Annotated in this window: 24 protein-coding genes; 17 read left to right on the forward strand and 7 right to left on the reverse strand. The window is 29.7% G+C overall.

Annotated features, from left to right (window positions below; all coding sequences use genetic code 11):
- The first annotated feature begins 2 nt into the window (after positions 1 to 2).
- The 11 genes from ligA to CD56_RS03730 all read left to right on the forward strand — a co-directional run bounded on the left by ligA (position 3) and on the right by CD56_RS03730 (position 13,953).
- The gene (ligA, locus tag CD56_RS03690; RefSeq protein ID WP_047208223.1) at positions 3 to 1,958 is read left to right on the forward strand and encodes an NAD-dependent DNA ligase LigA; all 1,956 of its coding nucleotides are present in this window, start codon (positions 3 to 5) and stop codon (positions 1,956 to 1,958) included.
- Entirely contained in the window at positions 1,948 to 2,670 is a 723-nt protein-coding gene (tlyA, locus tag CD56_RS03695) for a 23S rRNA (cytidine-2'-O)-methyltransferase TlyA (protein WP_047208224.1), read from the forward strand. The genes ligA and tlyA overlap by 11 nt, the downstream gene beginning before the upstream one ends.
- Positions 2,636 to 3,487 (forward strand): bifunctional riboflavin kinase/FAD synthetase, encoded by an 852-nt coding sequence (locus CD56_RS03700; RefSeq protein ID WP_047208225.1) that lies wholly within the window; start codon positions 2,636 to 2,638, stop codon positions 3,485 to 3,487. The genes tlyA and CD56_RS03700 overlap by 35 nt, the downstream gene beginning before the upstream one ends.
- Positions 3,477 to 4,181, forward strand: coding sequence for a carboxy-S-adenosyl-L-methionine synthase CmoA (gene cmoA / locus CD56_RS03705; protein ID WP_047208226.1), 705 nt, complete (start codon positions 3,477 to 3,479; stop codon positions 4,179 to 4,181). The genes CD56_RS03700 and cmoA overlap by 11 nt, the downstream gene beginning before the upstream one ends.
- Positions 4,182 to 4,360: 179 nt before the next feature.
- Positions 4,361 to 4,633, forward strand: a complete 273-nt coding sequence (locus CD56_RS08180) for a hemerythrin domain-containing protein (RefSeq protein WP_080956331.1) — start codon at positions 4,361 to 4,363, stop codon at positions 4,631 to 4,633.
- A gap of 85 nt (positions 4,634 to 4,718) precedes the next feature.
- Positions 4,719 to 4,952, forward strand: coding sequence for a hypothetical protein (locus CD56_RS08185; RefSeq protein ID WP_080956332.1), 234 nt, complete (start codon positions 4,719 to 4,721; stop codon positions 4,950 to 4,952).
- 8 nt (positions 4,953 to 4,960) lie between these two features.
- Positions 4,961 to 5,122 (forward strand): hemerythrin domain-containing protein, encoded by a 162-nt coding sequence (locus tag CD56_RS08315; RefSeq protein WP_158339227.1) that lies wholly within the window; start codon positions 4,961 to 4,963, stop codon positions 5,120 to 5,122.
- Entirely contained in the window at positions 5,109 to 5,546 is a 438-nt protein-coding gene (locus CD56_RS03715) for a hemerythrin family protein (protein WP_052768368.1), read from the forward strand. Before CD56_RS08315 ends, CD56_RS03715 begins: the two co-directional genes overlap by 14 nt.
- A gap of 511 nt (positions 5,547 to 6,057) precedes the next feature.
- A complete protein-coding gene (locus CD56_RS03720) occupies positions 6,058 to 8,382 on the forward strand; it encodes a hypothetical protein (RefSeq protein WP_052768369.1) in 2,325 nt (774 codons plus the stop codon).
- A gap of 25 nt (positions 8,383 to 8,407) precedes the next feature.
- On the forward strand, positions 8,408 to 11,869 hold the full coding sequence (locus tag CD56_RS03725) for a two-partner secretion domain-containing protein (protein WP_047208227.1): 3,462 nt from the start codon (positions 8,408 to 8,410) through the stop codon (positions 11,867 to 11,869).
- 152 nt (positions 11,870 to 12,021) lie between these two features.
- Entirely contained in the window at positions 12,022 to 13,953 is a 1,932-nt protein-coding gene (locus CD56_RS03730; protein WP_235375844.1) for a ShlB/FhaC/HecB family hemolysin secretion/activation protein, read from the forward strand.
- Positions 13,954 to 13,984: 31 nt separating this feature from the next.
- Here the strand turns inward: CD56_RS03730 and ychF are convergent, their stop codons facing one another.
- Genes ychF through rpiB form a run of 6 tightly spaced genes read right to left on the reverse strand, consistent with a single transcriptional unit; the run spans position 13,985 to position 18,427 of the window.
- On the reverse strand, positions 13,985 to 15,085 hold the full coding sequence (gene ychF / locus CD56_RS03735) for a redox-regulated ATPase YchF (protein WP_047208228.1): 1,101 nt from the start codon (positions 15,083 to 15,085) through the stop codon (positions 13,985 to 13,987).
- Entirely contained in the window at positions 15,082 to 16,533 is a 1,452-nt protein-coding gene (locus CD56_RS03740; RefSeq protein ID WP_047208229.1) for a leucyl aminopeptidase, read from the reverse strand. The genes ychF and CD56_RS03740 overlap by 4 nt, the downstream gene beginning before the upstream one ends.
- Positions 16,530 to 17,123 carry a DedA family protein gene (locus tag CD56_RS03745; RefSeq protein ID WP_039618134.1) on the reverse strand — a complete coding sequence of 198 codons (594 nt, stop codon included), beginning with the start codon at positions 17,121 to 17,123 and terminating at the stop codon, positions 16,530 to 16,532. Before CD56_RS03745 ends, CD56_RS03740 begins: the two co-directional genes overlap by 4 nt.
- A gap of 1 nt (position 17,124) precedes the next feature.
- The gene (apt, locus tag CD56_RS03750) at positions 17,125 to 17,664 is read right to left on the reverse strand and encodes an adenine phosphoribosyltransferase (RefSeq protein ID WP_047208230.1); all 540 of its coding nucleotides are present in this window, start codon (positions 17,662 to 17,664) and stop codon (positions 17,125 to 17,127) included.
- Entirely contained in the window at positions 17,661 to 17,993 is a 333-nt protein-coding gene (locus tag CD56_RS03755) for a hypothetical protein (protein WP_039618138.1), read from the reverse strand. The genes apt and CD56_RS03755 overlap by 4 nt, the downstream gene beginning before the upstream one ends.
- Positions 17,990 to 18,427: a ribose 5-phosphate isomerase B gene (rpiB, locus tag CD56_RS03760; RefSeq protein WP_047208231.1), complete on the reverse strand. Its 438-nt coding sequence runs from the start codon at positions 18,425 to 18,427 to the stop codon at positions 17,990 to 17,992. Before rpiB ends, CD56_RS03755 begins: the two co-directional genes overlap by 4 nt.
- A 140-nt stretch (positions 18,428 to 18,567) precedes the next feature.
- Between rpiB and CD56_RS03765 the strand changes: the two genes are divergently transcribed.
- Together CD56_RS03765 and CD56_RS03770 are read left to right on the forward strand one after the other, a co-directional pair.
- On the forward strand, positions 18,568 to 19,119 hold the full coding sequence (locus CD56_RS03765) for an MCP protein-glutamate methylesterase (RefSeq protein WP_039618142.1): 552 nt from the start codon (positions 18,568 to 18,570) through the stop codon (positions 19,117 to 19,119).
- 9 nt (positions 19,120 to 19,128) lie between these two features.
- Entirely contained in the window at positions 19,129 to 19,911 is a 783-nt protein-coding gene (locus CD56_RS03770) for a CheR family methyltransferase (RefSeq protein WP_039618144.1), read from the forward strand.
- On the opposite strand, the gene CD56_RS03775 is transcribed toward CD56_RS03770, so the two are convergent.
- Positions 19,908 to 21,101, reverse strand: coding sequence for an MFS transporter (locus CD56_RS03775; RefSeq protein ID WP_039618146.1), 1,194 nt, complete (start codon positions 21,099 to 21,101; stop codon positions 19,908 to 19,910). The genes CD56_RS03770 and CD56_RS03775 overlap by 4 nt on opposite strands.
- A gap of 105 nt (positions 21,102 to 21,206) precedes the next feature.
- On the opposite strand from CD56_RS03775, the gene CD56_RS03780 reads away from it, so the two are divergent.
- From CD56_RS03780 to CD56_RS03795, 4 genes are read left to right on the forward strand one after another with little or no spacing between them, the layout of a single operon-like run.
- Positions 21,207 to 22,253: a dehypoxanthine futalosine cyclase gene (locus CD56_RS03780; RefSeq protein WP_039618147.1), complete on the forward strand. Its 1,047-nt coding sequence runs from the start codon at positions 21,207 to 21,209 to the stop codon at positions 22,251 to 22,253.
- Complete coding sequence (locus CD56_RS03785; protein WP_047208232.1) at positions 22,253 to 23,473, forward strand: M16 family metallopeptidase; 1,221 nt, start codon at positions 22,253 to 22,255, stop codon at positions 23,471 to 23,473. Before CD56_RS03780 ends, CD56_RS03785 begins: the two co-directional genes overlap by 1 nt.
- A complete protein-coding gene (gene recG / locus CD56_RS03790) occupies positions 23,463 to 25,286 on the forward strand; it encodes an ATP-dependent DNA helicase RecG (protein WP_047208233.1) in 1,824 nt (607 codons plus the stop codon). The genes CD56_RS03785 and recG overlap by 11 nt, the downstream gene beginning before the upstream one ends.
- Complete coding sequence (locus CD56_RS03795) at positions 25,279 to 25,881, forward strand: nitrosative stress-response regulator, Crp/Fnr family (RefSeq protein ID WP_012661401.1); 603 nt, start codon at positions 25,279 to 25,281, stop codon at positions 25,879 to 25,881. Before recG ends, CD56_RS03795 begins: the two co-directional genes overlap by 8 nt.
- The last annotated feature ends 2 nt before the right edge of the window (positions 25,882 to 25,883 follow it).

Genomic DNA, 25,883 nt, shown 5'->3' on the forward strand with positions numbered 1-25,883 from the left:
TGATGACTTATCAAGAGTATTTAGAAAAGGTAAAATTAGCAAAAGAATGGATGAGGGCTTATTATGAAGATGATGAGCCTTTAGCGAGTGATGAAGAATACGATAAACTTATAAGAGAGTTAAAAGCATTTGAAACGCTTCATCAAGAAAAGATTTCTAAAGATTCTCCTACGCAAAATATCGCCCCGACTATACAAAGTGAGTTTCATAAACTTGCACATAGTGCAAAAATGTGGTCTATGGAAGATGTTTTTGATGAAGCTGAACTTAGAGCTTGGGCAAAAAGAGCTAAATGTGAGTTTAATTTTTTCATAGAACCTAAATTTGATGGAGCAAGTTTAAATCTTACTTATGAAAATGGTATTTTAATCAGCGGTGCTACAAGGGGCGATGGAGAAGTAGGCGAGGATATTACTTTAAATGTAAAAGAAATATCAAACATACCTCAAAAAATTCCTTATAAAGACAAGATAGAAATTCGTGGCGAAGTGGTAATTTTAAAAGAAGATTTTGAAAAAATCAATGAAAAAAGAGCTAAAGATGGTTTAAGTTTATTTGCAAATCCACGCAACGCAGCAAGTGGCTCTTTAAGACAGCTTGATACAAGCATTACAAAAGAAAGAAATTTAAAATTTTATCCTTGGGGAGTGGGGGAGAATTCTTTAGAATTTAGCAAGCACTCTGAAGTGATGGAGTTTGTAAGAAGTCTTGGTTTTTTAAAAGATGATTTTGTTTTTTGTGTGAAAACTTTAGATGAGGTTTTGGAAAAATATCATGAGCTTTTAGAAAAAAGAGATCAAAAGCCTATGATGATGGATGGTATGGTTGTAAGGGTAGATGATTTAGCTCATTGTAAGCTTTTGGGTTATACTGTGAAATTTCCAAAATTTATGGCTGCATTTAAATTTCCCGCTTTGGAAAAAACTACAACCTTGCTTGGGGTTAATTTACAAGTTGGAAGAAGCGGAGTGATCACTCCTGTGGCAGTGCTAGAACCTGTAAATTTAGATGGGGTTGTAGTAAAGTCTGCAACCTTGCATAATTTTGATGAGATAGCTAGACTTGGAGTGATGATAGGTGATAGTGTAAGTGTGATAAGAAGTGGCGATGTGATACCTAAAATCACTAAAGTTTTTACCCAAAGGCGTGATGGTTTAGAAAGTAAGATTACTAAACCAACTCTTTGTCCTGAGTGTTTTAGTGAGCTTTTAGATGAGGGTGCTTTTTTAAAATGCCAAAACTTAGACTGCAAGGCAAGACTTGTAAATTCCATTATACATTTTGTATCTAAAAAGTGTTTAAATATAGACGGCCTTGGAGAAAATATCGTCGAGCTTTTATTTAAAGAAGGAAAAATCACTAATATAGAAAGTATATTTTTCTTAAAATACAGCGATTTTGAAGGCTTGGAAGGCTTTAAAGAGAAAAAAATCAATAATCTTTTAAGCGCCATTGAAAATGCAAAAAAATGCTCTTTATCAAGGTTTATCACTGCTTTGGGTATAGAGCATATTGGAGAAGTGGCAGCTAAAAAGCTAGCACAATCCTTTGGCTTTGAATGGTTTATGCAAAGCTATGAAGCTTATGCAAATTTAGAAGGCTTTGGTGAGCAAATGGCTAAAAGCTTAGAAGAATTTACCCATGTCAATGCAAATCGTATTAAACATTTTTACGAAATTTTGCATTTAGAGGATGAGAAAAAAGAGCTTATTATAAATGAAAATATTTCTAATAAAACCTTTGTTATCACAGGTACTTTAAGCAAATCACGCGATCATTTTAAAGAACTAATCGAAAGCTTTGGAGCAAAAGTAAGCTCAAGCGTATCTAAAAAAACCGACTTTGTATTATATGGAAGCGAAGCAGGCTCAAAGCTTGAAAAGGCTCAAAGTTTAGGGGTTAAATGTATTGATGAGCCTGAGTTTAATGCTCTTTTAGGCGGTGCTGATGAGGTTTGATGTTTTTGTAAGTGCAAAATTAAACATTTCTCGTAATAAAGCTTGCGAGCTTATAGAAAACAAACAAATTTTACTCAATGGCGAGTTTAAAAAAACCTCTTTTAAAATCACTTGCCAAAATCCTTTAGAAGATGAGAGTTTAAAACTCACGCTTTTAGAAGAGCTTTTTGTAAGCAGAGCTGCTTTTAAGCTCAAGCATTTTTTACAGGAGCATGTATTTGTTATAAAAGATAAAATTTGTTTGGATATAGGCTCATCAACTGGAGGCTTTGTGCAAATTTTACATCAAAATAATGCTAAACACATTACAGCTTTAGATGTAGGTTCTAACCAACTTCATGAAAGCTTAAGAAATTTAGAAAATATCCAAATTTGTGAAAATACTGATTTGCGTGAGTTTAAAAGTGAAATTTTATATGATGTTATCACTTGTGATGTGAGTTTTATCTCTTTAACGCATTTGATTTATCATATAGATAAACTTGCTAAAGATCTTATCATCTTGCTTTTTAAACCTCAATTTGAAGTAGGTAAAAATGCTAAACGCGATAAAAATGGAGTTGTAAAAGATGCTAAAACTATTAAAGCTGCCAAAGAAAGTTTTGAAAAAGCTTGTGCAAAGCTTGGCTGGATCTTACAAGTAAGTCAAGAGTCGCACTTAAAAGGAAAAGAAGGTAATGTTGAGTTTTTCTACGCCTATAGAAAAAACTAAGATCACAAATTTAGCCATAGGGCGTTTTGATGGTATGCATTTGGGGCATTTTGAGCTTTTTAAGCATTTAGATGAAAACGGAGCTTTGTTTATCATCACAAAAGAAGAAAAAGAAGCCTTAACGCCTAAGGATTTTAGAGTAAATTTAGTTGATTTTCCTATGTTTTTTTGTGATTTTTATAAAATCAAAGATTATAAAGGCGAGGATTTTTTAATGCTTTTAAAGCAAGAATTTCCCAAGCTAGAAAAGATTATCGTAGGTTATGATTTTAAATTTGGCAAAGAAAGAAAATGTAGCGCCAAAGACATACAAAGCCTTTGTGGTATAAACACCATCATTGTGGATGAGTTTAAAATTCAAAACAAAAGTGTGCATACAAGTATGATTAAAACCTTACTTAAAGAAGCTAAAGTCAAAGAAGCTAAAAATTTCCTAGGTAGGTTTTATATTATACAAGCAAATATCATCAAAGGCCAAGGTATAGGTGCTAAAGAGCTTTTTGCAACTTTAAATTTATATGCAAAAGACTTCTTTTTACCCAAAGATGGCGTATATGCGACTTTGGTAAAGATTGAAAATAAAAGCTATCATAGTGTAAGCTTTATAGGCATAAGATCTACTGATGAAAATTTTGCTCTAGAAACACATATTTTAGATGAAAATTTTACAAACACAAAAGCAATTTCAGTGGAGTTAAGTTTCATTGACTATATAAGAGATAATGAGAAATTTAATGACTTAGTTTTATTAAAAGCTCAAATTAGCAAAGATATCAAAAAAGCAAAAGAAATTTTAGGAAAATTAAATGAAAGATGAAATTTTTAAAAAACCTTTAGAAAAACAATTTGAATTTGATAAAAGCGTAGCAAGCGTTTTTGATGATATGGTGTCAAGGTCTGTACCTTTTTATACACAAAATTTAAAACTCATAGTTGAACTCATTGATCATTTTGCCCCACAAAATGCAAAAATCTGTGATCTTGGCTGTTCTACGGCTAGTTTATTGCTTGCACTTTATGAAAAAAGAAAAGATTTTCTTTTAAGCGGGGTTGATGAAGCTAATGCTATGTTAGAGATCGCCAAAAACAAATGTCAAGCCTTTGGAGCTAGGGTGAAATTTTATCAAAAAAATTTAGATGATTTTGATTTTTTTGTAAATGATGTTTTCATCGCCACCTATACTTTGCAGTTTATCCGCCCACCTAAAAGACAAGAATTAGTTGATAAAATCTATCAAAACCTAAATGAAAATGGTATGTTTGTGTTTAGTGAAAAAATTCTCTATGAAGATGTAAAAATAGCTAAAAAAATGATACAAATTTATGAGCAGTATAAACTAGAGCAAGGTTATAGCAAGCTAGAAATTTCCACTAAAAGAGAAGCTTTGGAAAATGTCCTCATACCTTATACCCAAAATGAAAATATAACCATGCTTAAAAAAGCAGGATTTTCTAAAGTAGAAAGTGTGTTTAAATGGGTAAATTTTGAAACTTTCATAGCTTTTAAGTGATTAAAATACCATGTTTTAATTAAATCAGATATTTTTTATTCTATTTTAAATATTTTATAAATTTTATTCTAATAATCTTGCAAATATTGAAAATTTATTATATAATCTTGCCCGTTTTTTTGTGTTTATTATTTTTTATTGCTTGATTGTAAAAAAAAATATTGTAAAAAAGGACTTTTATGATTAAATGGGCAAAAGAATATAGTGTACACAATAAAACCATCGATGAGCAACATAAAGCTTTATTTGATATAGCCAAAAAAGCTTATCTAATCGCTGAAAATCACGCAAGTATAAGTGAGATTAAAAGTGTTTTGAGCGAGCTTTTTGAGTATGTAAAGACTCATTTTAAAGATGAAGAAGCTTATATGGAAAGTATTGCTTATCCTGATTTAGAACATCATAAAAAAAATTCATCAAGAAATTACATCATCATTAGTCACCTTAGTTAAAAATATCAAAACAGTCAATGAATTTAAAGCACAGCTTAATATCATCACAGAAAAATGGCTTTTAGAGCATATATTAAAAGAAGATATGAAATACCACAAATATGAAAAACAAAAACAACTTCAAGCAAAAGAAAGTACTTTTGAAAAAGATACTTCATTTACTGAAAGTACTTTTGAAGAAATTATTCCAAAATATATTATTTATGTTTGTGGTTGCTTAAATGAAAAACATAAAATTCCTCATAGCGTGTATTTGCAAATTCTTGATGGGGCAAAATACAATTGTAAAGTTTGTAAAAAAACCATTCGTATTGCTTAAGGTTTTTTGTGGAAGCATTCCCTATATGGAATGATAAATACAGTATTGAAAATGAGGACATAGATTTACAACACCAAACTCTTTTTGTTTTAGCAGAAAAAACTGCTAAGCTTTTAAATAGGCATATTTATAAAACAGAGATTAAAGAGTTGTTAAGTGATTTTTTTTGAATATATGCGAACACATTTTAAAGATGAAGAAGAGTTTATGCTCTCAATAAATTACCCGTATTTATCAGAACACAAAGCAATGCATAAAAAAATCATCAAAGATATGAGTGCTTTGCTTAGTGAATGTGCTAGCACAAACGATCTTAAAGAAAAACTTTACAAAATTGTCTCAATATGGCTTTTAGAGCATATTGTAGAGCATGATATGAGGATTAACAAATTTAAAAAAAGTCTGGAGAATGAAAACAAAACACAAGAGCAAGAAAAAGATGATAAATTTGAGTATATTTGTGGTTGTAAAGATATGATTCATAAGCTTGATTATGGATTGCATGTAAAAATTAAGTATTTAAATATAGCTTATAAATGTAAAAAATGCTCAAAAGAATTAATTTTTAATTTTTTAGAAGAAAATTTAGACTGAAAAAATCAGTCTAAATGCTTATTTAAAGGTATATAAAAAATAAATTTTCATAAATCAAACAATTTTTATCTTAAATATCTTTAAGCTTAAATTTATAAATATAGTATTAACATTTCTTAATTGTTATTATTATATTAGTAATAATGATTACAAAAATAATTCATTGTTAACAAGCAATAAATCAATCAAACACATTAATCATTTTTCGAAAGGACTTTTTCAATGCATATAAGCACAGCTAAAAATCGCCTCACGGGGGGGGGGATACGATAATTTTCGTTTTAACTCAAATACTTTAAATTCTTTAAAAAACTATAAAAACTCTAATCTTTTAAAACTTTCTTTATTTACTATTTTTTCACTAAGTTCTTTAGAAGCAGCCACCCAAGCAAATTATGATAAAACTTCTAATGCTTATATAATTAAAAAACACCATTATGAGAACAATGATGTCTATGATTATAATCTTGATACTTATAAACTCTTAAGTGGTAAAAACTTCTATGGTCAAATGGCTACTAATAAAAATCTTTCAAATATCACTTTAATCTATGATAATCCTAAAGATAAAGCTCATGCAAAAATGAATGATTTATATTTTAAGCAAGACATACTTACTCCAAGTATTAAAGAAGATATTTTTGTAGTTAATGGATTTCATAGTTCTAACTCAGCTAATACTACCCTAAATCAAATTAGCTATATACCTTTTTTAGTTTCTGCTTATACTTTTAATGCAAAAGCTAATAATAATACCTTAGTATTAAAAGCAGGGGAATTATCTTCAGTATATTATTTAAAACCTACCGATAAAGAAGTAATTAATCCTAAAGCTAGTGGTTTGGATAATAAATATAATTTTTTAATCACTCCAGCTATAGCTAGAAAAGGTGAAGTAAGTAATAATACTTTAAATTTCTTAAAAGATGCCTATGTAAATATGGGTGTTGAAAACACCTATACCTTACCTTTAAATGGTGCTCCTTATGTATTAGGTGCTTTTGGTGTGGATGCTAATGCTAATAATAATACAGTTATATTAAATAAAGGCGTAAAGATAGACTTTCATACTACCCCTTATAGACAAAGCACTTTAGGGGATAATATCTTTGATGAGAGAATGACTCATGTAAATGGAGCCATTACTTATAATGCTAATGCTAAAAATAATAAAGTTATTATAGATGGAGCTTCTTTATTAGTCCATGGTCCAAGTGGAGCATATTCAACATCAGCTGCTACTCACTTAGGAGGAGCTTTTGTGGATGTTAATAATAATCAAAGCTATGAAGTAAGTAATAATAGTGTATTAATCAATGATTTAAAACTAGATTTAAGAGTAGATACTAAAAATACCCCATTAGCTTATAATGCTGTCTTAGTAGGAGAAATCTATGGGGGTAAAATCATACAAGGTAATGCTTATAAAAACACCATAGATATAAAAGACTTACAAACCTTATTAGCATTAAATACTAATGTAGAGGTAAAAGCTCTTTTAGACTTTTATGCAGGTATTACTAATAATGGTATAGCTAATGATAATAGCATTAGCATTAATCTAAAAAAACCATTTGAAATTAATTCTAATTTTACAGGTAAAAATGAGTTTAATCTTTATGGTGGGGTAGCGACTAAAGGAGCTAATAGAAATAGTATTCATATCAATGGGGATTTAACCCAAGGTATTACTGTTGAAAATCATCAAGATAAAATTCAAATCACAGCAGCACAAACTCTAAGTTCTAAAGCAAATAATAATAGCATTAATATTAAAAACTCAAACATTGCTATGCCTTTATATTTATATGGAGTAAGCAAGGTTAGTTTAAATGATAAAGATTATTATGCAAGTAGTGCTAATGCTAATAGTATAGTTTTAGATAATGTAAAATCAGGTAGAAATCTCACTGCTATTATAGAAGCTGATAATTTAGAAAAAAACACTATAAAATATAATCTTGTGCAATCTTTATCAAATGCTTCTAATATAGATAAAGGTTCTAAAATCATTTTAAGAGCTAATGAAAATGCTAATGATAATACTTTAAATATTAAAGATTATTCAAGTGCGGCTAGTTCTAATGTTTATGTTATTAATGCTAATACTGAAAGTGCTAATAATACTTTTATCTTTGATAATCTAGCCCTAGGCACAGCTTCTGATAAAAGAGAAGGTGAAGTAGTAATTAGTGCAGGTATAGCTAAGAACACTCATGATAATTATACTCATATAAATAATTTAAATATAGATGAGTATAAAAACAACAAAGCTATATTTATAAGTGCTTCTGGTGTATATAGTGAAAATGATAAAAGCTATAATAATACCTTATATCTAAGTGGTAATACTAATATTTTTAATAATACTAATATAGATGTATTAGCAGGTAGCTTTTTACAAACTAAAGAAGATAATAACTTTGTATCAAAAGCTCTAATGCATAAAAGTGGCACTAATAATCATTTAGTATTAAATACAAATATAAAAGCAAATACTATCAATAACTTTGATCATTATAGCTTTATCTTAAAAGATGATACTAAAACTTATTTAAGTGCTAAAGAAGCTATTAATCTTTCTAAAGATAGTTCTATTAATGTATATACAAACAATAATGTAAAAAATAAAAGCTTTATTTTAATGCAAAGTGAAAAAGGCTTTGTAGATGCAAACAATAAACAACTAAATCAAAAAGACTTACAAAGCTTATTAGAAACTATTACTAAAAATAATCAAAGCTTACATAAAAACATCAAAGCAAAAGTTCAAAAAGCTAAATATACTCTAAGTGTAAGTAAAGATGCAAAAAGCATAGTAGTGAATTTAAACTAAAGCAATATACCAAAAAGGATTAATTATGAAAAAGTTAGCAAATCATATCATACTCTCAGGTGTAACTGTATCAATGTTATTATCACCTATGGTGGCAGCAGATAAACCACTTAATCCAAATCACTTACCTAGTGGGGGTAAATTTACTCATGGGACTAGCGGGACTATAAATATTAATGGTAATAACATGGATATTATGGGTAATGGAAAAAACTCAGTCATACAATGGGGTGGTGGCTTTAGTATAGGTAAAGATGCACAAGTTAATTTTGGAAAAGGACAAAGTGGTCAAAACTACCTAAACATTGCTCATGGTACTAGTAAATCTATGATAGAAGGTTTATTAAATGCAGGTGGTAATAATGTCTTTTTAATCAATCCTAATGGAGTAATCATTACTAAAACAGGAACTATCAATGCTAATCGCTTTGTGGCTTCGACTTCGTCGATGAGCGATGGGGATATGTGGAAATTTGCTAATATGAAAAATTTCAATGACGGTTTAAGCTTTTCCCCTGTGTTTAAACCAAATGGTGGCAATGTAGTAAATATGGGTACTATTAATGCTAATAATGTATTACTTATAGGGAATAAGGTAGATATACAAGGTGGTAAAGTAGGAAATAAAAACTCAACTACACATTTAGTTGGAAATGATTTAGTATTAAATCCTGGCTCTTTTGCAGAAAATAAAACTAATTACCTTACAGCTTTAAAAAGTGTTAGCATAGCAGCTAGCATGAGTGCATTTAAAGAAGGTGGTTATAAGTTTGTAGGTGCTGATGGTTTTACTTTAACTAATTATATAGATAATAATAACGAAGAAACTAAAAATCAAGTTCAAATAAAAGACTTCAAACAATACCTTACTATAGACTCAGTAGATGAATGGGCTATATTTGCTGATGCTTGGAATAATGATAGAGGCGGTAAAGATGGTACCAGAAGTGTTAAAGAATTTAGACTTATAGATGATATAGACTTTAAAAATGATTTTAAACCCGAATATATGGTGGGGTATACAGATGATAGTTGGAGTAAATCCTTTACATCTACTTTTAATGGTAATGGTTATACTTTGAGTAATATTATGCTAGATGCTTCTATTTATAACAGTAGTAATAATAAAACACATGGAAAATATTATATAGGTATTTTTAGTGGAGTTGGAAATGGTGGTGTTGTCAAAAACTTAAAAGTTGAAAATATCAATATGAAAGGCGATAAAGCCACCGGAACTATAGCAGGTGCTTCAAAAGATGGAAGCTTTTATGATATTTCTGTTAAAAATGTAAAACAAGTAGATTCTGTATTTAGCCATGCAGGAGGTTTTGTAGGGGTTATAGATGGCTCTAAAGGAGGAAGCTATGAAAGAATATCTATTGAAGAGTTGACAAAGATTGAAGGAGAAAATGGTGCTGGAGGATTTGCTGGTTATGCGAGTTCAGGCATTTTTAAAGATATAAATATTTACAGGAGCAATAGTATTTTTGGTCAGCATTCTGGAGGTTTTATAGGTTATGTGGGAAAACCCGGTACTTACGCTCCTACAGTTGATAAAATAATTTTTGAAAATATTAAACTAAGTGATTTTGAGAAAATAGGCGGCTGGACTTGGACCGGTGGTTTTATAGCCAACTTTTGGGGTCATAAAGCCAATGAGGTATCATTTAAAAATATTTTACTTGATGATATAAGAAAAATAACAGCAGAGCAAGGTGTTGGAGGTTTTATAGTAAAATCAAACGCTGGTAAATATGAAAATATTACTTTAAACAATATAGGAGAACTTTCGGCTACCATTGGAGCTGAAAGTTCTGGTGGTTTTATAGGTCTTATAGAAGATGGAGAATTTAAAAATATTAAACTAAATGATATTGAATTTATAAAATTTTACGAGGGTGAGTTTACCGGTTTATTTGCAGGTGAAATTTTAAAAGGAAGCTATGAAAATATATCTATAAGCAATATAGATAAGATTGATGTATATGATGTGAATTTTTTATCTTTGTTTGCTGGTCAAATAGGGAATAGTTATGTTTCTGGAAATTCAACTTTTAAAAACATAATCATTCATAATATAGGTAATATAAAATATGATGGATATGTTAGTGGTGGTTATGGTGATCCATATTATGGAAATATAGGTATTTTTGCTGAGCAAGCTAAAAATGCTACCTTGGAAAATATCTTTGTGTCTTTAGATGGTTTAACTATAAGCAATGACAAAAGGAAAGATTTAAGATTTAAAACAGCCTTTATTTATAACAATGAAAGTGACACTGCTTTTTCTGATAATAATGTAATTTTCAAAGGAAATATTTTTCTTTATTATGATAAAGATTTATTTTCAGCTTATGATAACTATACAGATAATAAATATAATAACAATTTAACTTTCTCCCAAAATCAATACGATAACTTCATCACCTCCGCTCAAGCAACCACAGGAATACAATATGATCAAGCTTCTAAATCATTTAAAACTACCACTGACTTTAAAGTAACAGATCCTAAATTTAGCACCATAGGTGAAGGTGGAGAAGGTGGAGAAGGAAGTGATGCAAAGCTAGATGAAGATGATTTGCTTCAAGAAATAATCAAAGAAGAAATCATTAATGATATCACCAATGGAAAATATAAATTGCAAATAAGTGATTTATTAAAAATGCTAGAAGATAAAGCAAATTATTCTAAAATGAGTGAAGATCAAAAGGTTGAATTTGTGGCTAAATATTTTCTAAGTGGTGATAAAACTAAAGCTTTAGAAGTAGTTCAAAGCTTAGATTTTCTTTTAGCTTATGAAAAGAATGGTTTAAACACTGCTTCAAAAGATAAATTTGAAGGAAATGGCTTTAGCGTTAAAAATGAAATATTAAGCCAAGTAAATAATACAACCAAAACCATCAAAGATAAAATCGATAAACTTGAAAAAGATTTAAAACCTTTAGTGAATGCTTCTAATGGATATTTAAAAGATCTTATTGCTATGCAAAATAAACTTGATAATGCTATTAAAGCTTACAATGCTTATGTAGATTTAATCAATAAAGGTTTAGCAAATAAAAATGATCCAGAATTTATTGCACTAAAAAACCAAATAGATACCTTAATGAAAGATAGTCAAGTTTTAGCAGATTTAATCAATGAAAATCAAAAAGAACTATCTACTTGGCAAAATGACAATAACACAGAAAATTTTAAAGTAGTTGGTGCTTTTGCCAATGTAATATTAAATACCAATCCTAACTTAAAAGAAATAACTGGAGATGGCGGTGATGGGGAAGATCCAAATAAGCCAGATTTACCTGAAACTGATATGGATTTCGAACAAACTGCTTCTCTTAATTTAATAGGTGATAATGCTTTAGATGAAGATGAGGAAACTGAAGAGGTGGATGAAACTTCTCTTATGCAAAAAGGAAAAATCTGCATAGTAAGTGATAACTTTAAAACTATGAATCCATGTATAGTTGGAGGGTTGTAAAAAATACTTGCTAGGATAGCTATATCCTAGCAATAATAACGAGTATATTAATGAATACTCGTATTAAATAATATTTTGATTAATCAATAATAAATATTAAAAAACAAAAACTCTTAATTTTAAAAATATATAAATAAAAGGAACAAACAATCATGAAAAAACTTTTACTTAGTACTATAGCAATTAGCTCTTTAGTCTATGCTAATAATGGAAGTATTACCATAGCTAAAAATGATATAGAAAAGGTTATAGAACTCTCCCCTGATAGAAACCTCCCTCAAAACAAAGCTATCAAAGAAAATCTAAAAACCAAAGATGATTATATAAAAAGCCAAGAAGCTAAAAAAGACTTTGAAGAAAAAAAGAAAGCTTTAAAAGAAAAATTCAATCAAGAAGATGAAGCTAATGAGGAAACTAACAATCAAACTAATAATGACACTACCAATCTAAATAACCAAACTAATACTAATACAAACAATGATAAAACTAATACTAGTGTAAAAGATGAAACTAACAATTCTAACTCAACTAATAACAATACAAACAACCAAACCAATAATAGTTCTAACACTAACTCTACTAATTCTAACACTAACACCACCACTAAAAAAGTAATAACCAAATACAAATTTGTTATCACTAATGAAAACACTAGCTTTAAAAAGCTAGGTATTAAAGAAGAAGATTTACAATTACTTATTAGTGAGTTTAGTACTAGAAAATTTAGCTTACAAGATTTACAAGATATATCTAATATCATTGCTTATTATTTCCAAGTTAATGGCTATCCTGCAGCAACAGCTTATGTACCCCAACAAGAATTTGAAGATAGTGTACAAATAAACATAGCCTTAGGAACCTTAGGTAAGTATATAGTAAAGAATAAAACTACTATAAAAGATTATTTCATAGAAAGTAAGCTTAATGAAAGAATCAAAGGTAAAATCATCTCTACTAAGTTAATAGAAGATAGTGTGTATAAAGTCAATGAAATGTATGGAGTACAAACCCTAGCAGGCTTACAAGCAGGAGAGAATGTAGGAGAAACTGATGTAGTTATAGAAGTAGTGCCTGATACTAAGGCTAATGTATTATTATATACTGATAATTATGGTATTGAAAGTGCAGGGGATATTAGAGCTGGTATTAGTATGGGATTTAATTCCATACTTAATATGGGAGATTATTATAATTTTTACTTACAATCAAGTAATGAAAATCAAATCAACTATGGAGCTAGTTATACTTTCTTTTTAGGAAATTTAAAAATTACTCCAAGCGTATCTCAAGGCTCTTATTCTTTAGGTGGGGATTATGAAGGCTTAGGTTTTAATGGTACTTCTAGAAATTTTGGTATAGACTTTTCTTATCCTGTATGGATTAATACTAATTCCTCTTTATATTTTACTTCAAGTATTTATCATAAAATACTTAGTGATGTAACCTTAGATCTTTTAACCTTTGATAAAAGTTCTAATGTAGGTAGTATGGGTTTAGAAGGTTTATTTAGAGGCTTTGAGAATAATACCTTAAGTTATAGTGCTAAGATAAGTGTGGGTAAGGTATATGATGATGGTACTACTATATTTGGAGATACCTCTAAAAGTGGAGGCAAAGGCTTTGGTTGGTTTAGAAAACTCAATGCTAGTGTGAATAATTATTATAGTATTAATGAATACATTACTCATACTTTAAATATAAACTATCAAAAGGTATTAGGGAATTTTGAATTAGATTCTTCTGAGAGTTCCTCTTTAGGTGGAGCTTATGGAGTAAGAGCTTATGATAATGGAGAAGGTGATGGAGATAATACCATAGTAGCTAACTTTGGTATAAGAATAAATATACCAAATACTAATTTTTATTTTACTCCTTTTTATGATGTAGGTTATGCTTGGTATGAAAAAGCTTCAGGGGATAGATTAGCAGATGAGCATTTTTTAGATGCAGTAGGCTTACAAGTACTTTATAATAAAACTAATGAGTATTATATAAAACTTGATGCAGCAAGAGCATTACATCAATATAAATACGATGATGATCATAGAATGAAATTATATTTAAGTGGTGGGGTGTATTTTTGAGATTGCAAGCTAAAACAGCTTGCAAATTTTATCAAACATTGAATCTAAAATGCATTACATCGCCATCTTGTACGATATAATCTTTCCCTTCAAGGCGTAGTTTTCCTGCTTCTTTAGCACCACTTTCGCCTTTACAAGCGATATAATCTTCATAAGAAATCACTTCAGCTTTGATAAAACCTTTTTCAAAGTCATTGTGGATCACGCTTGCTGCTTTTGGTGCTTTCCAGCCTCTTTGTATAGTCCATGATCTCACTTCTACTTGTCCTGCGGTAAAATAGCTAATTAAATTAAGCTTTGAAAAGGCTGTGCGTATAACTACTTCAAGCCCACTACGCTCAATGCCTAAAGATTTTAAAAACTCAAAATGCTCTTCATCGCTTAAAGCTATCATTTCCTCTTCTATTTTAGAGCAAAGCTTGATTACTTCATGGCCTGATTTTGCTGCGAATTCTTTAAGATCTTTTACAAATTCATTATCTTCTAAAAGGGAATTCTCATCTACATTTGCCCCATATATTACTTCCTTAGCTGAAAGCAATCTTAGTTCTTTTATAAGAGCATGATAGACTTCATTTTTATTTGGAAATGAACTTGCACTGTTGTTTTGATTTAAATGCTCTAAAAGCTCATTAGCTAAAGCTAAACTTTCTTTTGCACCTTTTTCGTTAGCCTTTGCACCTTTGGTGAGTTTTTCTATTTTTTTGCTAAGTTGTTCTATATCTGCTAGTATAAGCTCTGTTTCTATGATTTGCACATCACGCACAGGATTAACACTACCTGCAACATGGGTGATATTTTCATCATCAAAACAACGCACGATGTGTAAAATCATCTCTGTTTCGCGTATGTTGGATAAAAATTTATTACCCAAACCCTCGCCTTTGCTAGCGCCAGCTACTAGGCCTGCTATATCAACAAATTCTATATTTGAGCGTATAATTTTTTGTGGATTGACAATCTTTGCTAGTTCTTTTAAACGATGATCAGGCACAGGCACTACTGCTTTGTTTGGTTCTATGGTGCAAAATGGATAATTTGCACTTTCAGCATTTTGTGCTCTTGTTAGTGCGTTAAAAGTCGTAGATTTTCCAACATTTGGAAGTCCCACTATACCAACTGATAAACTCATTTTTTATTCCTTGAAAGATAAAGTAAATATGAAAGGCACATTCTAACACCTGCACCGGTTGCACCAAAATTATGATAACCCCAAGCTTTTTCTAGGTAAGCTGGCCCTGCGATGTCTAAATGTAGCCATTTGTCTTTGTATTCTTCTCTAATAAAAGAATTTAAAAACAACCCTGCAGTAATAGCACCACCATAACGACTTGAAGAGGTATTGCTAACATCTGCTATATTTGATTTTATAAGCTCTTTTAAGTGCGGATTAAAATGTAAAATAGTAGCCAAATCTCCACTTTTTTTACTTACTTTATAAAATTCGTTTTGCAAATCTTCATTATTTCCCATGATAGCACTTGTGTATTCTCCAAGTCCTACTACACAAGCTCCAGTTAGAGTAGCAAGATCTATTAATAAATCAGGTTTTAGATCTTGAGCAAGTGAAAGACAATCAGCCAAAACTAATCTTCCTTCCGCATCGGTATTTCTAACCTCTATACTCACACCTTCTCTTGAAATAAGTACATCATCAGGTTTATAAGCATTTCCACCTATCATATTTTCAGTTGCACCGATGATAGAATGCACTTCTATATCAATGTTTAATTCACTTGCACCTTTGATGATAGCCATTGCGGCCGCACCACCACTTTTGTCAGATTTCATCGTTAGCATATAATCAGCAGGTTTTAAACTAAGTCCACCACTATCATAAGTTAACCCTTTACCTACAAACACTACTTTCATTTTTGCATTTTTTGGTTTGTATGAAAGATGAATGAGTTTTGGTGGATGGATCGAAGCGCGATTTACTGCTAAAAATGCTTGCATTTTTTCTTGCTCTAAAAAATCACTTTCATAAATCTTACATGAAATCTTGCAATCATTTTGACTTAAGCTAAGAGCATCTTCAGCCATTTTAGCTGGGGTGTAAACTTGAGGAATTTCATTAACAATATCTTTTGCAAAATCACAAGCGTTTGAAAAAGCTTGACCATAATCAATTCCTATGCAAGCTTCTTCTAGGTTGTAAGCTTTTTCATTGATTTCATCTTTTGAAATGAAGATATTTTCTAGCTTGCTTGGCGTTTTTTCTTTTTTGTATTTGTTAAATTCATAAGCACCAAAAGTAAACCCTTGAATCATAGCATTAAAGCTATTTACTACACATTTTCCTACGACACTTTTTGTTTTTACGCTTTTGATTTCTAGTTTTTTTAAAGCCATGTAAGCACTTGCAAAAGCTAATCTTATATCTTCATATTCTAAACTCTTAAGTTCGCTATAAAGAATCTTATTTTGCATATCTATGCAAATTCCTTCACCTTTGTAATTTGAAATTTTAAAAAGCTCTTGACTTTGAGTATATTTTTCTATTTTTTTATCTTGTATTAATATGATTTCAAAATCAGCATTGATAGATTCAATACTTTTTTCTTTAAAATTAAATGTCATTTATGTGTCCTTTTTCTAAGTATAGATTTTTCTATTTGTTTCATACCTAAAAACAAAGCAAGTAAAAAACCAGCAATAATAGGCACTGCAAAATACCAGTGGTCTCCAGCCCATTCTACAGCTAGCCAAATTTCTTTTCCAAAAAACCATGCTAGTAAAATGGTAATAGCGGCCCAAGCCCAAGCACTAATGAGATTAATAAATGCAAATTTTTTGGCACTATAACGTGTTAGTCCTATACTCATAGGTATAATAGTTCTAAAGCCGTACATATATCTTTGTATGAAAATAATAGGCCAGCCAAAACGTTGCAAAAGTAAATGCGCTATAGCAAATTTACGCCTTTGAGTGCGGAGTTTTTTCTGAATGTATTTTTTGTTATATCTTCCTATGTAAAAATATATTTGATCGCCTACAAAACCACCTAAACCTGCTATGAAGATTATAAGGCCTAAATTTACATGTCCTTCGTGTGCGAAAATACCTGCTAAAATAAGCGCAAGTTCTCCCTCAAGTATACACCATAAAAACACGATGATGTAAGCCCAGTTTTTATAATCATATAAAAGTTGTTTTAAAAATTCTTCCATTTTATACCTCTAAAACACTATAAACAGAAGTCAATTTAGCTAATTCTTTAGCCCCATCAAGATCTTTTAATTCTAGTAAAAAACAAGCTTCAACACATTTTGCATTGAGTTTTTCTATGAGTTTAACAGCGGCTATTGCTGTACCACCTGTAGCGATAAGATCATCTATAAGTAAAACATTTGCTTTTTGATTATTAAAAGCATCGATGTGAATTTCTATAGTATCACTGCCATATTCTAAGCTATAAGATTCTTGCAGGTATTTTGAAGGTAGTTTTCCAGGTTTTCTAATAGGCACAAAAGGTAATTTTAATCTAGCACTTAAAGCAGCCCCAAAAATAAAACCTCTACTTTCTATACCAACGATATAATCAAGCTTTGCATTTTGATACTTTTCTACTAAGTGATCCATTAAAAATGCAAATGCTTCTTTATTATTTAATAAAGTTGTAATATCTCTAAAAATAATCCCTTCTTTTGGAAAATCCTTAATAGCTCTAATACTATCTAATAAATATTTTTTATCTTGTTCTTTTATCATAATAATGCCTCGATTTTTGCTTCTAATTCTTTAATTCTTTGTCTTAATTTTTCATTTTCAATACGATATTGCGAATTTCTTGTTCTAAGAGAGGTTAAATCTGCTTTGCTTTTGTTTAATTCTTCGGTTAGAATATCAATATTACCTAAACTTCTTTGAAGCTGTACTTGTAGCTTTCTAATGACTATTTCAGTATCATCAAGATTGTTTTTTATAAATTCTTTTGCCACTTTTTCCTTATGAAGTAAGGTTTTGTAGTAAAGTAGCATAATAGTCATATAAATACTAACACAAATTAATACAGTTAATACAAGCCAACTTAAAATCATAACTTTGCCTCTATTTTACTAATTCGTACACAATGTCTTCCGCCACTAAAAGAAGTATTGATGAAATTTGAAATAATTTCAAAGGCCATATCTACTCCTATTAACCTAGCTCCTAAAGCTAAAACATTTGCATCGTTGTGTTCTCTTGAGAGTTTAGCGCTTAAAGGTTCATTGCATAAGGCACAGCGTATATTTTTGTGTCGATTTGCTGCTATACTCATACCAATGCCTGAGCCACAAACTAAAATTCCAAAACTATTTTCATCGATTTTAGAGCTTAATAAATGCGCATAATCAGGATAATCACAACGATCCTCACTAAAAGGTCCTAAATCTTCAAAGTTTATATTTTTTTCTTGTAAAAAATTGATAATCTCTTGTTTTAAAACAAAACCAGCATGATCGCTTGCTATGTAAATTTTTTCTCTTAACATTTAATAATCACTTTATCGTTGAAATTTAAAGTATTAATTTTATCATATTTAATTAAAATTTTTCTTTCTTATATATAATTATTTTTTGATGTTTTCAAATATTTATTTGATATAATGACAATAATTATTTAAGGTTTAAAATGAAGCTTATATTGATTGGTTCTTCAACGGGCGGTCCAAGCCAGCTAAAGTTTTTGCTAAACGATGTAGAGCTTAAAGATTGTGCAGTGGTAATTGCTCAGCACATGAACCCAGCTTTTATCCCTTCTTTTGTAAATCAATTTAACAAAGAAGCAAAAAGCGATGTGATCATACCAAGTGATAAAGAAGTTTTAAAAAATAAAATTTATATTTGCCAAAGAAATATGGTTTTAAGTGGAAATAATACACCGGTGCTAAATGCTACTGAGGAAACAAGCAGTTTTAATCCAGGAATTGATGTTTTATTTCATTCTGCTGTAAATCTTTGTAAGTATAATAAAATTTTAGCTTTGATTATGACAGGAATGGGCGATGATGGTGCTAAGTCTTTATTTGAACTTTATAAGGTTGGAGTAAGGTGTTTGTGCGAGAATGAAGCAGATTCCATAGTATATGGAATGCCAAAAAAAGCTAGAGATACTAATCCAAATTTAAAACCCATGAGTTTAATAGAACTTAAAAAAGAAATAACAAATTTTATAAAATCATAGGATGAAAAGATGATTAAAATTACAGAAAATGAAATGCATGATTTTGTGAAAATAGTAGAACAAATAAGCGGAAATAATTTAAGCACTAAAAGAGATATTTTACTAATTAAGCTTCCAAAATTTTTACAGGAGTTGGGTTTAAATAGTCTTAGTGAATTAAATGAAAAAGTGCAGTTTCAAAGAAATCTAAAGCAAGAAACTATGGATTTTATTACAGTTTGTGAGACTTATTTTTTTAGAGAATTAGAGCAATTAAAAGATGTTATTTTTTATATCAAATCTCTTGATCGACCTGTAAATGTACTTTGTGCTCCATGCTCAAGTGGTGAAGAAGTGTATTCTTTAGCTATTTTAGCAAGTGAGAATTTCATCAAGGGTATGAATATAGTTGGTATAGATATTAATAAAAAAATGATAGATAAGTGCAATGAAATGATATATTCAGAGCGCTCTGTGGCTAGATTAAACACTATGCAAAAAACGCGTTATTTTGATATAAAAGATAGAATGTATCATCTTAAAAAAGAAACTCTAGCTTGTAGATGTCGTTTTGAACTTTGTAATGTTTTTGATGATTCTTTGTTTAAGCTTGGAAAATTTGATGTGATTTTTTCAAGAAATATGATGATATATTTTGATCAAGATTTCAAAATAAGACTTATGGAACGTTTTTATAAGATATTAAATAGAGAGGGTAGAATTTACCCAGGCAAGTCAGATCTTGTACCTGAGACAGCTTATTTTGATAAGAATTTTTCAGCAGGTGGGGTTTATTATTCTAAGGTGGATTAATTATATTTTTTATTAAACCACCACCAATAAATCGCCGCAAAGATAAAACATACTCCTAAGCCAAAAGTAAAATGACTTAATTTTACTCCATAAAATTCAAATAAATACCCTGTTGAGAAAGCAATAATTGCACTAAAGGTTAAATACACCATATCATTATAAGCGATTACTCTACCATAATATCTTTTATCGCAATCATTTTGTAAAAGTGTATAAGTATAGCTCCATAAAGATGAAGTACAAAAACCTGCCATCACTAAGCCTATGAAGGCAAGATAAAAGTTAAATTGCAAGCAAGCCCAAAGCATGATGCCTATGCCTTGTGCTAAGTATAAATACACTAAAGTATTTTTGTTAATATAAGGACTAAGCACATAAGGACCTATGAGTAAAGATATGGCTCTTATAGCATTAGAAATTCCTATAGCTAAAGGTATAGAAATAACTTTTGCGTATTCATATTCAGCTAAAAGTGTGATTAAAACATCATAAGCAGTTATCCCTACAACTCCATGAAGCAAAATCAAATGAATGATTTTTTTATTACTAAATACATAAGCTAAACCTTCTTTGATTAGTATAAAAAGATTGTTTTGTGTGGTGTTTTTTTCATCAGGTAGGATTAAAGTTTTAAGTATAAGCATAGCACAAAATAGCATTAAAGTATCGGCTATAAAAGCTGGTTTTACTCCAAAAAGATCTATAAAAAGTCCTGCTGCACCCATACCCAAAGCATATGATACAGCCCATATAATACTATGAAGCTCATTACCTAGTTTTAATTCTTGCGGGGTTAAAATTTTAGGTAAAACTGACATTTCTGTTTGAAAATACATACTTGCAACAGCCATACGCACAAAGGTTAAAAAGTATAAAAACCAAAGCATAGCTAAAGAATTTACAAAAATTAGCATAAAAATAGAAATCATCTCAATGCTAATCATTGTTAGCAATAAATTCTTAGGTTTAAATCTATCTACTATAACTCCATTTATAGGTGCAAGTATAATAGAAGGTAAAAAAACAAAAATAGCTGAAAAACCTATAATATTTGCAGGTGCTTGGAGTTCTTTGGTTAAAAGGGTAAAAACACCCACTTGAGAAAACCACGCACCAAAATAACTTATAAATTGTACTGTTGCTAAAAGGCGAAAAGTTTTATTATTTTTAAGTAAAGACCTATAAGTCATGAACATCCTATGAATATATGAAATTAAAGGGCTTGATTATAACGTTTTTAAGATTATTTTACATTTAAATGTTATAATAATTCTTTTTTATAAAAAAGGTTAATAATGAATAGATTAAGCAAAAAAGAAGCATTAAATTTACTCCAAAATGCACCTTTATATGAACTAGGTGCAATGGCATATGAGAAAAAATTAGAGCTTCATCCTGAAAAAATAACTACTTTTGTGGTAGATAGAAATATAAACTACACAAATATTTGTTGTATTGATTGTGATTTTTGTGCTTTTTGTAGAAAAGAAAAAGATGATGATTCTTATATTTTAAAATACGAAGAAATAGGACAAAAAATAGAAGAATTACAAGCCATAGGTGGAACGCAAATTTTATTTCAAGGCGGAGTACACCCAAAACTTAAAATAGAATGGTATGAAGACTTACTTTCTTATATAAAAACTAATTATCCAACCATCACTGTGCATGGTTTTTCAGCAGTAGAGATAGCTTATATAGCAAGAGTTTCTAAAATTTCTATTGAAGAGGTTTTAAAAAGACTGCAAGCTAAAGGACTTTTTTCTATACCTGGAGCAGGTGCTGAAGTATTAAGCGATAGAGTAAGAGATATTATAGCACCACACAAATGTGACACAGCTACTTGGCTTAGGGTGCATGAGAGTGCACATAATATAGGTATGAAAAGTACTGCTACTATGATGTTTGGTACGGTTGAGAATGATGAGGAAATCATCGAACATTTTGATCATTTAAGAAATTTACAAGATAAAACAAATGGTTTTAGAGCTTTTATTTTGTGGTCATTTCAAAGCGAAAATACTCCTTTGATTAAAAAACATCCTGAAATCATCAAGCAAAGTTCTAATAGATATTTAAGATTGTTAGCTTTAGCAAGGTTGTATTTGGATAATTTTAAAAATTTACAAAGCTCATGGGTAACACAAGGCTCTTTAATAGGTCAACTTGCTTTGAAATTTGGTGCAAATGATTTAGGTTCAACTATGATGGAAGAAAATGTCGTAGCCGCAGCGGGTGCAAAATACAGAATGAATCAAGAACAAATGATAGAACTTATCAAAGATATAGGAGAATTACCTGCTAAACGCGACACAGCTTATAATATTTTAGAAAGGTTTTAATGCTAAATTTAGACTTTAATGAAACTAAAATAGACATAATATATGAGTATGAAAACGAGCTTCCTGTAGTATTTTTCAAACTCATTTTTAAAAATAGTGGAAAAATAGCAGAAAAACACAATAGAGGTTGTGCAAGTATGCTTGCTAGGATTTTAAACGAAGGAAGTAATGATGAGTTTTTTAAAAGTTTAGAATACCGTGCTATAGAACTTTACGCTAAGGCTAGTTTTGAGCATTTTCAAATTAGTATTAAGTGCTTGAAAGAACATTTTGATTTTGCTTTAGAAAAATTGCAAGAATTGTTTTTAAATGTGCGTTTTGATGAAAAAATCTTACAAAGATTAAAAACTTTAGCTTTAGGTGAGCTTGCAAGTTTAAATACTGATTATGATTATCAAGCAAAAAGACTTTTAAATAAAAATGTTTTCAAAGATGAAATTTTTGCTAGTGGTCTTGATGGAACTAAAGAAAGCATAGAAAAGATTAGCTTAAAAGAATTGCAAGATTTTATGAGTGAAAATTTAGTACTTGATAATGCTTTATTTGTTTTTGGTGGAGATGTTAAAGAAGATGAAGTGAAAGTTAAAACAGAAAAAATTTGCCAAATTCTAAAAAGAAACACTCCAAATCAAAATAAAAATTACAAACTCATTGATGAGAGTATAGAAGTAAGTGAGCAAAAAAGTACCGAGCAAGCTTATATATACTTTTGCTCCCCATTTAATATGCAAATTAATGATGAGAAAATGTATTTAGCTAAACTTGCTTTATTTATCTTGGGTCAAGGTGGTTTTGGTTCGCGTTTGATGGAAGAAGTGCGTGTGAAAAGAGGCTTGGCATATTCAGCATATGCTATGCTTGATGTAAATTTAAATTATAGTAGAGTTTTTGGGTATTTGCAAACTAAAAATGAAAGCTCTAATGAGGCTAAAACTTTAGTTAAGGAAGTTTTTGAAAACTTTGTCCAAAATGGAGTAAATGAAAAAGAATTTCAATTAGCTAAGCAATTTTTAGTAGGTTCTATGCCTTTAAGATATGAAAGTTTGGCTAAAAGACTAGATATAATGCTAAATGAATATTTACATGGTTTAAAACTTGGAAATTTAAAAGAAGAAATGCAAAAGATCAAAAACACTACCTTAGATGAGTTAAATGACTTTATTAAAACACATAGTGAAATTACAAAAGTGAGTTTTGCAAGTATAGAAAATGAAAGTTGAAGAAAAGGATTTAAAACTACTTCATGCTTTAGGGGTTAAAAATTGTATCGATTTGGCTTTGATTTTGCCTAAAAAATTTGATGATTTTAGAATTTCAAAGTTTCCAAAAGATGCATTTTGTACCCAAAATGTAAAAATTATTAGCACGCAAAATCATCACTCTCAGCTTTTTATACTTTGTGAATGTTTAGAATGGGGTATAAAAGCAAATATAGTAATCTTTCATCCTAATAAATGGCATTTTAAAATTTTTAAACATAATGCTTTAGTTTGTATCCATGCAAAGATGAATTTTTTTAATGGAGTTTGGCAGTTTATAAACCCAAAAATAGTAAAAAATATAGGTCAAATAGTCCCTAAATACCAAATTAGCTCTATTAAAGATGAAAGCATAAAAAAACTTATCTTAAAATATGTCAATGAAACTAATTTAAAAGCGCTAAATTTAGAACAAAAATACATTAATTTGCTTTTAAATTTGCACAATTACGATGATTTGATTCTTTATGAAAATTTTAACTCCATAGTTAAAGATTTAAAATATATAGAAATTTTTAATCATCTAAGGCGTTTAAAGGGCAAAAAAATATCACAAAATGCTTATAAAATAGAACTTTTTGATATAAGCTCTTGGCTTAAGGGTTTAGAATTTAACCCTACAAATGATCAGCTTTTAGCGATAGAAGATATTAAAAAAGACTTACGAAGTAAAGTCGCTAAAAGGCGTGTGGTGATGGGCGATGTGGGTTGTGGTAAGACTTTGGTTATACTTGCTGCAAGTTTGCTTGTATATCCTAAAAAGGCTATTTTAATGGCTCCAACTAGTATATTAGCAGAGCAAATTTATCATGAAGCAAAAAGACTTTTGCCTGATTTTGTTAATGTATTGCTTTTAAAAGGTGGTAAAAAAGATAAAGATTTAGCAAAATTAAAAGAACAAGCTCATTTTATCATAGGTACACATGCGCTCATTCATCAAGAAGAATTTGAAGCAGTTTTAGTGATGATAGATGAGCAACATCGCTTTGGTTCTAATCAAAGACAAAAAATAAGCGAGCTTAGTAAAAACTCTCAATATGCTCCACATATCGTGCAATTTTCTGCTACGCCTATACCAAGAACGCTTTCTATGATACAAAGTGAGCTTGTAAATTTTAGTTTTATTAAACAAATGCCTTTTAAAAAAGACATCAAAACTTTTTGCATACAAGATAAAGATTTTAAATATTTGCTTAAAAAAATCGATGATGAACTAGCTAAAAATCACCAAGTAATCATCATTTATCCTTTGGTAAATGAAAGTGAAAATATAGATTATTTATCATTAGAACAAGCACAAGGATACTGGATAAACAAATATAAAAATGTTTATATAACCCATGGAAAAGATAAAAATAAAGATCAAATTTTACAAGAATTTAGAGAAAAAGGCACGATTTTGCTTTCTACAACGGTGGTTGAAGTGGGGATTTCTTTGCCAAGACTAAGCGTTATTGTAGTTGTTGGGGCTGAAAGACTTGGGCTTGCTACCTTACATCAGCTTCGAGGTAGGGTAGGTAGAGTAGGGCTTGAGAGCTTTTGTTATTTATACACTAAGCAAAAAGAAATTCCAAGCCGTTTGCTTGAATTTGCTAAAACTTTAGATGGATTTAAAATAGCTGAGCTTGATTTGAAAAATAGGCTAAGTGGGGATTTGCTAGATGGTAGAGTGCAGCATGGTAATCATTTTAAATTCTTTGATTTTGCAGATGATGAAGAGTTAGTTTTAAAAGCAAAAGAAAGTATTAAAAATATGGAAAAAGAAAATGGATAAACATTTTGAAATTTTAATTTCTAAAGGCAAGAAAAAACATTTTAACAAAGGGAATATTTTATTTTTTCAAGGTGAAAAAGCAAATAAAATTTACATTTTACTAAGTGGAAAAGTACGTATATATAAGGTAAATGCAAAGGGTTTTGAACTAACACTGCATACTCTAACTCCGGTGAATTTTATAGCCGAAATGCCTGTGTTTGAAGGTATTAATTACCCAGCTAATGCTATTTGTGAGCAAGATTGTGAAATTTGTGTTTTTGATTTTGATGAATTTAAAAAATTATGCTTGGAAAATGGAGAATTTAGCTTTTTGCTTCTGACTTCTTTAATCGGTAAAATTCGAATTTTAGAAAATTTCATCAGACAAAAATCTTTGGATTTAAAGTCAAGACTAGTCAGCTTTTTACTAGAAAATGAAGAAAAACTACAAAATTTAAAACAAAAAGAAATCGCTGTGATTTTGAATTTACCCCCAGAATCCTTGTCACGTTTTTTAAAAGAATTAAAACAAAATGAGCTTATTTGTACAAATAAAGGTAAAATAGCAATTTTAAATAAAGAAAAAATGCAAAATTTAATTAAGTCTTTTTAAGT

The organism is Campylobacter lari, assembly GCF_001017575.1.
In the GTDB taxonomy this organism is placed as follows: Bacteria; Campylobacterota; Campylobacteria; order Campylobacterales; family Campylobacteraceae; genus Campylobacter_D; species Campylobacter_D lari_C.